The organism is Limnohabitans sp. TEGF005, from assembly GCF_055394835.1.
This window is the reverse complement of the sequence record NZ_AP029226.1, coordinates 1,895,244-1,907,996: the sequence shown is the minus strand read 5'-3', so window position 1 is coordinate 1,907,996 and position 12,753 is coordinate 1,895,244. Positions and strand designations below refer to the sequence as shown.

At 59.4% G+C, this 12,753-nt stretch carries 12 protein-coding genes; 6 read left to right on the top strand and 6 right to left on the bottom strand.

From position 1 onward, the window contains the following. The 3 genes from ACZ5RG_RS09175 to ACZ5RG_RS09165 are packed head-to-tail and all read left to right on the top strand — an operon-like array spanning nucleotide 1 to nucleotide 3,765. Entirely contained in the window at nucleotides 1–696 is a 696-nt protein-coding gene (locus tag ACZ5RG_RS09175) for an acylneuraminate cytidylyltransferase family protein (RefSeq protein ID WP_464446884.1), read from the top strand. After that, nucleotides 689–2,848 (top strand): capsular polysaccharide biosynthesis protein, encoded by a 2,160-nt coding sequence (locus ACZ5RG_RS09170; protein ID WP_464446883.1) that lies wholly within the window; start codon nucleotides 689–691, stop codon nucleotides 2,846–2,848. The genes ACZ5RG_RS09175 and ACZ5RG_RS09170 overlap by 8 nt, the downstream gene beginning before the upstream one ends. Before the next feature lie 41 nt (nucleotides 2,849–2,889). Beyond that, on the top strand, nucleotides 2,890–3,765 hold the full coding sequence (locus tag ACZ5RG_RS09165; RefSeq protein ID WP_464446882.1) for a DUF2279 domain-containing protein: 876 nt from the start codon (nucleotides 2,890–2,892) through the stop codon (nucleotides 3,763–3,765). A 571-nt stretch (nucleotides 3,766–4,336) separates the two neighbouring features. Here the strand turns inward: ACZ5RG_RS09165 and bktB are convergent. From bktB to ACZ5RG_RS09145, 4 genes are all read right to left on the bottom strand, one after another. Further along, complete coding sequence (bktB, locus tag ACZ5RG_RS09160; RefSeq protein WP_298596241.1) at nucleotides 4,337–5,521, bottom strand: beta-ketothiolase BktB; 1,185 nt, start codon at nucleotides 5,519–5,521, stop codon at nucleotides 4,337–4,339. Nucleotides 5,522–5,624: 103 nt separating this feature from the next. Further along, the gene (locus ACZ5RG_RS09155; RefSeq protein ID WP_464446881.1) at nucleotides 5,625–6,380 is read right to left on the bottom strand and encodes an SDR family NAD(P)-dependent oxidoreductase; all 756 of its coding nucleotides are present in this window, start codon (nucleotides 6,378–6,380) and stop codon (nucleotides 5,625–5,627) included. Between the two features lie 91 nt (nucleotides 6,381–6,471). Beyond that, nucleotides 6,472–7,827 carry a cytochrome c gene (locus ACZ5RG_RS09150; RefSeq protein WP_464446880.1) on the bottom strand — a complete coding sequence of 452 codons (1,356 nt, stop codon included), beginning with the start codon at nucleotides 7,825–7,827 and terminating at the stop codon, nucleotides 6,472–6,474. Further along, nucleotides 7,824–8,699, bottom strand: coding sequence for a c-type cytochrome (locus ACZ5RG_RS09145; RefSeq protein ID WP_464446879.1), 876 nt, complete (start codon nucleotides 8,697–8,699; stop codon nucleotides 7,824–7,826). The genes ACZ5RG_RS09150 and ACZ5RG_RS09145 overlap by 4 nt, the downstream gene beginning before the upstream one ends. 108 nt (nucleotides 8,700–8,807) lie before the next feature. Here ACZ5RG_RS09145 and ACZ5RG_RS09140 point away from each other — a divergent pair, with 108 nt between their 5' ends. Together ACZ5RG_RS09140 and ACZ5RG_RS09135 are read left to right on the top strand one after the other, a co-directional pair. Continuing rightward, nucleotides 8,808–9,326 carry a GNAT family N-acetyltransferase gene (locus ACZ5RG_RS09140; RefSeq protein WP_312261749.1) on the top strand — a complete coding sequence of 173 codons (519 nt, stop codon included), beginning with the start codon at nucleotides 8,808–8,810 and terminating at the stop codon, nucleotides 9,324–9,326. 12 nt (nucleotides 9,327–9,338) lie between these two features. Continuing rightward, complete coding sequence (locus tag ACZ5RG_RS09135; RefSeq protein WP_464446878.1) at nucleotides 9,339–10,325, top strand: tRNA dihydrouridine synthase; 987 nt, start codon at nucleotides 9,339–9,341, stop codon at nucleotides 10,323–10,325. Here the strand turns inward: ACZ5RG_RS09135 and ACZ5RG_RS09130 are convergent. Next, the gene (locus ACZ5RG_RS09130) at nucleotides 10,310–10,675 is read right to left on the bottom strand and encodes an Hpt domain-containing protein (RefSeq protein ID WP_298596253.1); all 366 of its coding nucleotides are present in this window, start codon (nucleotides 10,673–10,675) and stop codon (nucleotides 10,310–10,312) included. The genes ACZ5RG_RS09135 and ACZ5RG_RS09130 overlap by 16 nt on opposite strands. Before the next feature lie 49 nt (nucleotides 10,676–10,724). After that, the gene (locus ACZ5RG_RS09125) at nucleotides 10,725–11,603 is read right to left on the bottom strand and encodes an NUDIX hydrolase (RefSeq protein WP_464446877.1); all 879 of its coding nucleotides are present in this window, start codon (nucleotides 11,601–11,603) and stop codon (nucleotides 10,725–10,727) included. A 139-nt stretch (nucleotides 11,604–11,742) separates the two neighbouring features. Between ACZ5RG_RS09125 and ACZ5RG_RS09120 the strand changes: the two genes are divergently transcribed. Continuing rightward, nucleotides 11,743–12,654: an SDR family NAD(P)-dependent oxidoreductase gene (locus ACZ5RG_RS09120; RefSeq protein WP_315235789.1), complete on the top strand. Its 912-nt coding sequence runs from the start codon at nucleotides 11,743–11,745 to the stop codon at nucleotides 12,652–12,654. Nucleotides 12,655–12,753 lie beyond the last annotated feature (99 nt).

Sequence of the window (12,753 nt, the reverse complement as noted above, 5' to 3'; positions counted from 1 at the left end):
ATGTCACGGACGATGGCTATCATAAGCGCTAGAGGAGGATCTAAACGCATTCCCAAGAAGAACATTCTTAATATAGCTGGTCAACCCTTGATAGCTTGGACTATTCAAGCAGCACTTGCCTCTCGTTGCATTGATAGACTGATTTTAAGTACCGATGACAAGGAGATTGCAGATGTGGCGACCTGTTATGGCTGCGAAGTCCCCTTTATTCGACCACCACATCTCGCGACCGACAGTACATCAAGCAGCGATGTAATATCTCATGTGTTGAATAATTTGCCAGGATATTCAAATGTAATTCTTTTGCAACCCACGTCTCCGCTAAGAAGGTCGGAGCATATTGATGAGGCCTTCAAAATCTTCATAGATCAAGCTGCCGACAGTTGCATTTCTGTTAGAAGAGTGCGTGACAATCCTAACTGGATGCAGGTAAAAGGGCACGATGGATTTATTAAAAAACTAAATAATTTGGAATGTGATAAATATCCCATCAATACATCAGGATTATTTATCCCTAATGGCGCTATTTACATAATTTCAGTCGCCAAGTTCAAAGAGTACGGCGGTTTTTATACAGATAGAACTATACCTTACATAATGGGGGATGCTGATTCAGTCGACATAGATAACTTCGAGGACTTGTCATCCCCCTACCTCGCGGCACTTAATAGGAAGAGATCTGAATTTGATGAATAAAATTTCGGTATACGGTACATTTTCCAGAGGAATTATTAATAATCCTATCCTGCCCAGCTTCGGCTTTGCAGACGTGAAATATCAGTCTCTTTGGACTAAGCCGTATGTTGATACTTTACTTACATGGGGCAAGAAACCAAATTCGGAGCGTGCTCATGCTGCCGATCGAAGGTGTGGAATAAATGTGATAAGAATCGAAGATGGTTTCATCCGCTCTTTCGGGACAGGCGATACTCACCTGCCGTTGTCAATAGTTGTGGATTCAATCGGGATTTATTACGACAGCACCAGCTCCAGCGCCCTCGAGGTTTTACTTGCCAGTCCGAGCGATGTGTTGGCTGGTCATGAGGTTCTGGCAGACCAAGCCTTGCACGCGTTACTGGCGCACGGTCTGAGCAAGTACAACCACGCGCCGGATGTGGATGGGGGGGGGCTTTGTCGCTTCGCTGCTCGCAATGACGCAGGGGAACAGGGCAATGACATTCCTATTCAGCGTGTGCTGGTGGTAGACCAAACCGCTGGCGACATGAGTGTTTCGCTGGGTGGCGCATCGGCCCAATCTTTTGCCGACATGCTGGCAGCGGCCAAGGCAGAAAACCCCCTGGCCACTATTTACGTCAAAACCCACCCTGAAGTGTCGTCTGGTCGCAAATGCGGTTACCTGACCCAGGTGCAGCCCGATGATCGAACCGTGCTGCTGCGCGATGCGGTCAACCCCATCAGTCTGTTGGCGCACATGGACAAAGTTTATGTGGTTACCAGCACCATGGGTTTTGAGGCTTTGCTGGCGGGTAAGCCGGTGGTGTGCTTTGGTGTGCCGTGGTACGCCGGCTGGGGCGAGACAGATGACCGCTGTGCAGATTCACCCGCTTGGGGGCGGCGCACCCGCCAGCGCAATGTGAGCGAGCTGTTTGCTGCGGCTTATGTCCATTACACCCGTTACCTGGACCCTGTCACCCACAAGCGCGGCAATATTTTGGATGTGGTGGGGTGGCTGGTGCGTCAAAAAAACATGGCCACTCTCATGCATGGCACTCAGCGCAAGAGTCGGGTGCTGGGCGTTGGCTTTAGGCGCTGGAAGGCGGCCAACCTCAAGCCCATGCTGGGTTTGCATCAGGATCTGGTGTCTTTTTTGCCCGATGTGCATGCGCTCCAAGCCATGCGCCCCCAATTGGGTGACAGGGTGGTTTGCTGGGGGGCCACGCCACCGGCCGGCTTGGCAGAACAGGCTCGCCAAAGCTGGGTACGCCTACTGCACGTTGAAGACGGTTTTGTGCGTTCGGTGGGGCTGGGTTCAGACCTCATTCGCCCCCAGTCGCTGGTGTTGGACGAGCGCGGTATTTACTTTGATGCCACCCGCCCGTCAGACTTGGAGGTGTTGCTGGCCTCCCGAGATTTTTCGGTCGAAGACTTGACTCGGGCGCGGGCTGTGCGTGCGTTCATCGTGCAGCACGGCATCACCAAATACAACCTGGAGCCGCGCGAGCCAGCGCCGTGGGGCGTGGCCGCTCGCGCTTCGGGCCGCACGGTGGTGCTGGTGCCGGGGCAGGTGGAAGACGATGCGTCCATTCGCCTGGGTTGCACCACGGTGCGTACCAACTTGGCGTTGTTGCAAGCGGTGCGTGCGGCGAAGCCTGATGCTTTCATTGTTTACAAGCCACACCCCGATGTGCTCAGTGGCAATCGCAAGGGACGGTTGGCATTGCAAGCGGCACGGCGGTGGGCCGATCAAGTCGAGGTGCGGGTGTCTGTTGTCAGCTGTATCGAGGCGTGTGACGAGGTGCACACCATGACATCCCTGACGGGTTTTGATGCGTTGTTACGCGGCAAGCCGGTCGTGACCTATGGGCAGCCTTTTTATGCGGGTTGGGGGTTGACGCAAGATCGTGCCGAAAATGCCACGGCCTTTTTTCGTCGGCAGCGCAACTTGAGTCTGGACGAACTGGCTGCGGGTGCTTTGCTGCATTACCCCATTTATTGGGATTGGGACTTGAAGGGTTACACCACCTGCGAGGCGGTGCTGAACCGGATATTGGAAGAGAGAACAGCGCTGGAAGAGGGCGCTGGTCTGGAGAGCTTGCGTACAGGTTGGTTGCGCCGCCAAGGCCGCAAGCTGGCCGTGCTGTATCGGGCGTGGACCCAAAAAATTTAAGGGCGAGCGTGCCCTCATAACGTATTTTTTGAAAGAATAGGATGAGTTACACGAAGTCAGATGGGCATGTTTTGAAGCGTGCAGTAACGTCAGGGCTGTTTGCATGCGCTGCAGTGGTGCAGGCGCAAACAGGTTCGGTATGGGCTGACTGGCGCGAAGACGTGCAGGCCACGCGCTGGGAAACCGGTGCCGCCGTTGCTGGCGTGACGGCCTTGGGCGCTTACAGCTGGGATTGGGGCAGCAGCAAAAAATTCAAAATGAATTCCGAGGGTTGGTTTGGGGACAACACGGGCTCTGGCGGTGCCGACAAATTGGGCCATGCGTTTTCCAGTTATGCCCTGAACAATGTGTTGACAGACCGGCTGGTGCGCAAGGGGCGACCTGTTGAGCGTGCGGCATTGAGCGCAGCGCTCACCACGCAGGCCATCATGTTGTATGTAGAAGTGTTTGACGGCTTCTCCAACGACCATGGTTTTGCGCGTGAGGATGTGGCCATGAATTTGTTGGGCTCTGGCTTGTCGTACGTTCGCGCGGTCAACCCCAAAGTGCGGGATTTGGTGGATTTTCGGTTGGAGTACCAGTCGTCTGGCTACAAGGGCTTTCGTCCATTGTCGGATTACGCCGGTCAAAAGTACGTGGTGGCACTCAAGCTTTCAGGTGTGGACGCTTTGCGTCAGACACCACTTCGGTATCTTGAGCTTCAGACGGGTTATTACGCTCGAGGGTTTTCCAAGGCTGAACGCGATGCGGGCATAGACCGGTCGCGCCATCATTTTGTTGGTGTCGGCATCAACCTGGGTGAGCTGCTTTTTGGTCAGCGATCTGAACGAGAAACTGAGTTGCGCAATGCCGGTCGGGTGTTCTTTGAGCACATTCAGTTGCCGTCCACTGCGGCCAGATCAGACAGTGTTTTGTAACGGTAAATTTGCTCTAGAGTTCAATTTTCATCCAGAGCCTTCGGATCAAGCCCTGGGTGACATAAAAGGGAATTTGTGATGCCCGCGAATGCGGGTATCCATGGCAGCCGAAGGCATGGACACCCGATCAAGTCGGGTGTGACAAAGTTAAAGAGGCATGGACCCCCGGTCTGGCCGGGGGTGACAAACAAGGGAAACTTGTCATGCCCGCGAATGCGGGTATCCATGGCAGCCGAAGGCATGGACACCCGATCAAGTCGGGTGTGACAAAGTTAAAGAAGCATGGACCCCCGGTCTGGCCGGGGGTGACAAACAAGGGAAACTTGTCATGCCCGCGAATGCGGGTATCCATGGCAGCCGAAGGGATGGACACCCGATCAAGTCGGGTGTGACAAAGTTAAAGAGGCATGGACCCCTGGTCAGGCCGGGGGTGACAAACAAGGGAATTTGTCATGCCCGCGAATGCGGGTATCCATGGCAGCCGAAGGGATGGACACCCGATCAAGTCGGGTGTGACAGAGTTAAAGAGGCATGGACCCCCGGTCTGGCCGGGGGTGACAAAAAACCAGGATCACATGCGCTCGAAAATCGCTGCAATGCCTTGGCCGCCACCGATGCACATGGTCACCAGCGCATAGCGGCCATTCACGCGTTGCAGTTCGTACAGCGCTTTGACGGTGATCAGTGCGCCAGTCGCGCCAATGGGGTGGCCCAGCGAGATGCCCGAGCCGTTGGGGTTGACTTTGGCTGGGTCCAGACCCAGTTCGCGGGTCACGGCGCAGGCTTGCGCAGCAAAGGCTTCGTTGGCTTCGATGACGTCCAGATCGTTCACGCTCAGACCGGTTTTCTTGAGCACTGCTTGTGTGGCCGAGATCGGGCCAGCGCCCATGATTTTGGGGTCCAAACCCGTATGGGCATAACCCACCAGGCGGGCCAGCGGCTTGGCGCCACGGGCTTTGGCGGCACCGGCTTCCATCAGCACCACGGCAGCGGCAGCATCGTTGATGCCCGAGGCGTTGCCAGCCGTCACGGTGCCGTTTTCTTTGACGAACACGGGCTTGAGCTTCGCCATGTCTTCGAGCTTGCAGCCGGGGCGGAAATGTTCGTCGGTGGCGTAGGCCACTTCGCCTTTTTTGCTTTTCAGCATGACCGGCATGATCTGGTCTTTGAAGTAACCGGCCAGTGTGGCGCGTTCGGCGCGGTTGTGGCTTTCAACCGCCAGCGCGTCTTGCATTTCGCGTGTGATGCCGTATTTGGCCGCCACGTTTTCGGCGGTCACGCCCATGTGGATGGTGTGGAAGGGGTCGTGCAGCGCACCGACCACCATGTCGACCATTTTGGTGTCACCCATGCGGGCACCCCAACGGGCGCTCAGGCTGGCGTAGGGGCCACGGCTCATGTTTTCGGCACCGCCGCCAATCGCAATGTCGGCATCGCCCAGCAGAATGGATTGGCTGGCCGAAATGATGGCCTGCAAGCCAGAGCCGCACAGGCGGTTGACGTTGAAAGCCGGCGTGCCCTCGGCGCAACCACCGTTGATGGCGGCCACGCGTGACAAATACATGTCTTTGGGCTCGGTATTGACCACATGGCCGAACACCACATGGCCGACATCCTTGCCGTCGGTGCCTGCGCGGGCCAGGGCTTCGCGCACCACTTGCGCGGCCAGCTCGGTGGGCGCAATGTCCTTCAGGCTGCCGCCATAGGTACCAATGGCGGTGCGCACACCGCTGACAACAACAACTTCACGGCTCATGGGATGTCTCCAGAATTTAAAAATAGGAATGGGATAACCCACACAGTGTCAAGGTCAATCACTACATTGACCTGACAGCATTCGCCCGAAAAATGAGGTGGAATCAGCCCCGCACGTCTGCGACCGCTTGCTCGCCAAAGTCGGGCCTGGCCAGAAAGGCAAGCACCTGGCTGGCTGCTTGTGTCGCAGAGCTGAGCAGGCCTTTTTCCTTGAGCTGTGCAAAGCGGGCTTGGTCCGGGAAGGCCGCGGTGGCGGCACCGCGCAGTTGCACTTGCATGTCGGTGTCGATGACGCCGGGGGCCAAAGCGCAGACTTTGGCGCCATGGGGTTTGAGTGCTTCGTCCAAAGCCATGCAGCGGGTGAAATGGTCCATGCCCGCCTTGGCCGCGCAGTAGCCCGCTTGCGAAGCCATGGCATTGCGCCCCAAGCCAGAAGAAATGTTGAGCACCTTGCGCGGAATGCCCCAGTGTTCGGTGGCCTCCAAAAAAGCGGCGCACAGCTGCATGGGCGCTTCCAGGCCCACGCGCAGGGCTTGCGCCAAGTCGGCGGCATCGGCTTGGCTCAGGGGGCCAATGCGTGGGATGACGCCCGCGTTGTTGATCAGGCTGACGCTGGCATAAGCCGATGCGTGCAGGCCCTTAAGCCAATCGCGCAGGCGCTGGCTGGCACCTTGCCCATCGCTCAGGTCATGCGTCCATTGCGTCAGTGGGACATGGTTTTGTTGGGCGGCTGTGGCCAGTCCATCGTGGCTGTGGCGCGAGATGCACAGCAGCTTGTTGCCGGGTGTGAGCAGTTGCTGCGCCATCGCCAAGCCCATGCCCCGCGAGGCCCCCGTCAGGATGTAGAGGTGTTGTGTCATGCCCGAAATGGTATCGGCCTGAACCTGTCCGAGAGGTGCCGCACATGACAGCTGCGGAGGACTGATCAGCAAGGCAGATGAGCCCTGCTGATCAGTGGCCTTGCGCGGCGCGGATGCGGTTGACTTGCAAGGGCGTGACGTCGCTGGCCTGGTTGCCCCATTGGGTGCGCAGGTGGGTGAGCACGGCGGCGATGTCACGGTCGTCCAGTTCGAGCACCGCTGGCGGCATGCCAAAGGGCCGTGGGTGCAAGGCGGTGGACGGGCCATAGCCGCCATACAAGACCATTTGCACCAGATTGGTTGGGTCGCTGAGCAACACGGCGCGGTTGCCTGCCAGCACCGGGTAGGCCGTTGCACCTGCCGCCGTGTCAATGCCTTGGCCTTGTTCACCGTGGCATTGCGCGCAATGTCGGTCATAGATTTGCAGGCCTTTTGCAGCCACAGCCAGGCTCACTTTGGCCTGCACGGGTGGTTTCGGGGGGGCGGCTGTGGCAGTCGCTTTTTGTGCGCGAGACTTCAGATACACGGCCATGGCCAGCAAATCGGCTTCGCTCATGTATTGGGTGCCGTGTTGCACCACTTCGGCCATCGGGCCGCTGGTCTGAGCTTGCGCTGACTCGCCCGTGCGCAGCAGTTGCACGATGCTGGACAAAGCGCTTGTGGCCAGCCCGGTTTCGTGGTCGCTGGTCAGGTCGGGTGCATACCAGTTGATCACGGGCATCAGCCCACCAGACAAATCATCGACAGCGCCGCTGGCCCCCAAAGCGTTGCGTGGGCTGTGGCAAGCGGCGCAATGGCCCAGGCCTTGCACGAGGTAAGCGCCCCGGTTCCAATCGGCGGTTTGGGTGGAGTCGGGTTTGAACGGCGTGGGGCTGAAAAACAGGCTGCGCCAAACCGCCAAGGCTGGCTGTGTGCCCAAAGGCCACATGAGGGTGTGGGCTGGGGTGGGCTGGTTCACGGGTGCCAGGCTTTGCAGCCAGGCCAGCAGGTCGTCACTGTCAGCGCGGGTGATCACGCTGGTGTGGTTGTAGGGGAAGGCGGGGGTCAACAGGCGGCCATCTTTGGATCGGCCGTGGTGCAGTGCCCGCCAAAAATCCTCGGGGCTCCAGCGGCCAATGCCGGTGTGGGTGTCGGGCGTCAGGTTGCTGCTGTAGACAGCCCCGAAGGGTGTGTCGATGCGTCGGCCCCCAGCCAGCGGTGCGGATCCGCGTGCGCTGTGGCAAGCCACACAGTTGCCCGCGCGGGCCAAGTATTGGCCGCGTTCAATTTGCGCGCTCTGGGGTTGCGCGTTGCTTGCGGTGTTGGGGGCTTGACTCGTGGCTGGGGTAGCCGGTGTCGTCCAAGCATCGCCCCAGTTGTCCACCACAACGTAGGCGGTCAATGCCAAAAGTGCGCAGGCGACAAGCCAGCCGATGTAGGCAGTGCGTGCGAAGCGTGGGGCTTTCATGGCTGTCCTCCAGCTGTGCGTGACAGCTCGGGGGCGCTGCCGCAGCGCAAGGCCGCAGGCAGGGCTGGGCCTTCGGGCGGGCGTGGGGCGGGGTGCGTGTCGTGAGGTAAAGCTTGGCGTGCCAGCCAGCTGGACACCGCGATCAGTTCGTCGGCCGGGATGCGCTTGACCACTTCGGCCATGCAATCGGGCGCGTGGGCCTTGCGCTGGCCGGTTTGCCAAGCGCCCAGTTGTGCGTTCAGGTAATCCAGTGGCAGGCCCAGCAAGCCGGGCACGTTGGGTTGCACCCCCGTCAAGCGCACGCCGTGGCATTGCGTGCAAGCGGGCAAGCCCCGCGACGCATCGCCTTGTGTGACCAGTTGTTGGCCTTTGGCCAAGCGTTCGGCCGAAATCGTGTTGTTGGTGCTGGGTTTCGGGTAGGGCAATTCGAGAGATGAAAAATAGTGCGCCATCTCGCCCAAGTAGGCGTCAGACAGTGGGTCGATCAGGCGGGTCATCAGCTCGTAATGGCGTCGCCCTTGTGAAAAATTACGCAGCTGGTTGTGCAAGTACCCTGCGGGTTTTCCAGCCAGGCGCGGGTAATAACCATCTGGCCCAGCCCGGCCTTGGTCGCCGTGGCAGGCGGTGCAGGCCCGGGTGCGTTCGGCCATGTTGTCTTGAAAACGGGCGGTGGCTGCAGGCGAGGGTGCGGGTGCAGACGAAGGTGCCGTTGCGATTGCGGTTGCGGGTGCGGGTGCGGGTGCGGGTGCGGGTGCGGGTGCGGGTGCCGTGGCACCAGGCAGGGCCTGTTTTTGGGCTTGGGCGGCAGCGCAGATGAGCAAGGCGATACCCACAGTCCAGACTTTGTGTAATTTCAATAAGTTCAATGTCATCCTCATGCCTTGAAGATAACCGAAGCGGCGACAATACCGGGTTTGGCGCTGGGCATACCCGCCTGGCCAGCCCTTGTTTTTGAGTCTTTTTTCATTCCCATTCAAGCCATGTCCGATATCCAAGTCCGATTTGCCACCCTCCAAGATGCCCCCGCCGTGGCCGCATTGCATGCGAGCGCCTGCCGCGCCGCCTACGCAGGCCAAGTGCCCGATGCCCATTGGGACGCCACCCCCATGCCCAAACGCGTCTCCTTCTGGAAAGAAGCCATCGAATACGGCGAACCCCAAGTCATGGTGGCCACAGACGGCAAAGAGGTCGTTGGTTTTGTGGGCTTTGACCGTTCACGCGATCCCAAGTCCAAAAACACCACCGGCGAAATCTGGGCCATTTATGCAGCGCCCGACCGTTTGGGCCAAGGCATTGGCTTGGCGCTGTGGGACGCGGCCCGCGAAGGTCTGGAAGACGAAGGCTGCACCGATGTCACGGTCTGGTTGCCCTTGTTGCATGAAAAAACGCTGCGTTTCCACGACTTGGCTGGCTTCAAGCGCGAGATGAACACCGCCCGCACCGTGCCTTTGGGCGGCGTGAAAGTCGAAGAAGTGCGCCTCAAGCGCAAATTAGCCTGACGTTTTGACCGCATGTCCATGAGCCATTTGGGGGCGCGTGTCTTGTTGGCCCCGATGGAGGGCTTGCTGGACCACACCTTGCGCGACGTGCTCACCCGCGTGGGCGGGGTTGATTTGTGCGTGTCCGAATTCATCCGCGTCACCAACACCGTGTTGCCGCGCCGCGCCTTCATTCGGGTGGCCCCTGAGTTGCTCAACAACAGCTGCACCGTGGCAGGCGTGCCCGTCAGGGTGCAATTATTGGGGTCTGACCCCGATTATTTGGCGGCCAATGCGGCGGCTTTGGCCGAGCTGCAACCTGCGGGGATTGATTTGAATTTTGGGTGCCCCGCCAAAACCGTGAACCAGCACCGTGGTGGCGCGGTCTTGCTCGATGAACCCGAGCTGGTGGGCCAGATCGTGGCGGCGGTGCGGCGGGCGGTGCCTGCACACATTCCTGTCTCGGCCAAGATGCGCCTGGGCTTCAACGACGACAGCCGTGCCGAAGACTGCGCTTTGGCCATCGAGGCCGCAGGGGCCAGCGATTTGGTGGTGCACGCCCGCACCAAGGCCCATGGTTACAGGCCGCCCGCTTATTGGGACCGCATCGCCGATTTGAGGCAGCATGTGCGCCTGCCTATGGTGGCCAATGGCGAAATCTGGACATTGGCAGACGCTTTGCGTTGTCGCGAAGTGACGGGCTGTGATCGGTTGATGATTGGGCGGGGCATGGTCGCCGATCCTGGCCTGGCTTTGGCCATCACGCAATACGACGCCTTGACCCAAGGCGGCTCCATGCAAAGCGCCGTGGCTTGGACTCAGATATTGGGTTTGATGCGCCTGTTCTGGCAGGGCATTGCCTTGCGGGTGGCACCCCGGCACCGGGCAGGTCGGCTCAAGCAGTGGCTCAATTATTTGCGCCGGGTTTATCCGGAGGCGCAAGAGGCCTTTGACCAACTGCGCTTGCTGCACGACCCCGAAAAGATTGACCAGTGGCTGGCCGCTCAGGCCGCCGGATGAAGCGTCAGGTGAGTGGCCACTTCGGTGCGCAGCGCTTCCAGCTGAGGTGCCAAGCGGTTGTAGGCCGCCCGGACTTGTGAAGACTCACCGTGCTTGCTCAGGTGTTCGACGCTCACCACCAGCTCCACCAGACTGTCCACACAAAACACGGGTGTGAAACCTTTGAGTTGGTGTAGCAAGCGGTTCACGCCATGCATGTCGTCTTGTTGCAGCAGCGCCTCAATGCGCGGCAGGTCTTCGCCGAGGGTCTGGTGCAGTGTTTTGAGCAGCGACAAGACCCCGCCGGCATCACCAATGAACTCCATGGCCCTTGCAATGGACAGGTAAATCGGGGCAGATGGTTGGCTCATAAAGGCAGGGGCGTATCCGTAAAGGTTACAAATTGTAATTGCCCCGATTTTAATCAAGCAAAGCGGCCAATCCCAATTCCGGCTCAAAGCGCTTGTTTTTAAACAACAAGCGGGTTGGGCCAGGAAACGCAGGCTGCTGCACCGAGTGACGAGGGTCGCCCGGGTAGCAAATGGTTCGGATACCGTCCTGGTCAAAGGGCTCGGGCTCGACCACGGGGGGGCGGCGGCTCTGGGCTTCGGTCAGCGCACTCTGGGTGTGTGTGTGCCGGGCCAGCTGAACCAAGCCCATGATTTGCGGCGGTGCCAGCTCAATTTGGTGGTCCCAATAGCGGATCAAGGCCTCGCGCGGGGTGGTCCACAGCGTTTCGGTGGCCTCAAAGTTGTCGTGCTCGGCGGTTTGGCCTTCGGGCACTCGGGTGATGAAAAAACGGGTGTCAAAGCGTTTGCTGGTCACCGATGCTTGTCGAGGCGTGATCCACCGGGTCCACGGCACCAAGTGGTCGGTGGACAGCTGAAGCGACAGATTTTGAAACGCCTCAGACCAGCTTTGTCCGCTGGCCAAGGCGTTTTGCAGTGCTTGCAGCTTGAGGGGGTTCGTTGTGGCTTGCCCCAGCAAGATGCGGCATTCTTCAAACGCCTCGCGAATGGCCGCCACAAACAGGCCCGCTGCCCGTTCGGTGCCCAGTTCGGGCTCTGCCAGACGTTGCTGCAAGGTGGCGGCATCTTGGCTGAGTTTGGCAAGCAAGGCGGGGCTTTGGTCTGCCTGATCAAGCTTGCCGCCCGGAAACACAAAGGCCCCGCCCAGCACATTTGACGCTTGGTGGCGCTTGAGCAGCAGCACTTGCATGCCTTGCGCACTGTCGCGCAGCAAGACCACCGAAGCAGAGTCCAGCGGCGGGGTGGTGATGATGTCGGTGTTCAGTTCCATCGCGAGGTGTCAATCGTGCAACACAGCAAAGTCGCTGGCTGTTTTAAAGTGAGTGAGGGCTTCAATTGCCAGCCAGATTAGCAGATGGTGCTGCAACGCCCTGTCACCCATTCACACGCATTCAAGCAAGGAAACTCACATGAGCATCGAATTCAAAGGCCGCGTTGCCATCGTCACGGGCGCTGGCGGAGGTTTGGGCAAACAACACGCCTTGGCCTTGGCCGCGCGGGGCGCCAAAGTGCTGGTCAATGACTTGGGCGGCGATGTGCACGGCGTGGGCGGATCGGTGTCGGCGGCACAGGCCGTGGTCGATGAAATCCGTGCAGCGGGCGGCGAAGCCATGGCCAACGGCGCATCGGTCACCGATGCTGAGGCCGTCAAAGCCATGGTGCAGCAAGCCATGGACGCCTGGGGCCGGGTGGACATTTTGGTGAACAACGCGGGCATCTTGCGTGACAAGAGCTTTGGCAAGATGGCACTGGCTGACTTCAAGCTGGTCATGGACGTTCACGTCATGGGCGCTTTCCATTGCACCCAGGCCGTTTGGCCCATCATGCAGGCGCAAAACTATGGCCGCATCGTCATGACCACATCGTCCAGTGGGCTGTATGGCAACTTTGGCCAGGCCAACTACGGCGCGGCCAAGATGGCGCTGGCGGGCTTGATGCAAACCCTCTCGATCGAAGGCGAAAAACACCACATCCGCGTGAACTGTCTGGCACCCACTGCCGCCACCCGCATGACCGAAGGCCTCATGCCCGAGCAAGTGCTCAAGGCCCTGGAGCCCAGCGCCGTGGTGCCCGCCATGCTGGTCATGGCCAGCGAAGACGCGCCCAACCGCACCATCATTTGCGCGGGTGCGGGCAGCTTTGAAGTGGCGCACATCACCCTGACGCAAGGCGTGCACTTGGGCGTGGGCCCCGACACCGCCGAGCGCCTGCTTGCAGCCATGACGCAGGTCACCGACCGCCAAGGCGAGACCGTGCCGCGTTCGGGTTCAGAGCAAGGGGCGCTGGAAGTGGGCAAGGCGATGAAGGCGCACGGGGCTTGATGTGGTCAGAGCGGTCACGGTCAGTGCCTGGGACATAGGCCGCTTTGTTTCGAATAAGGGTGCGCAAAAACACATTCACGCATTGAAAATGACGGTTGG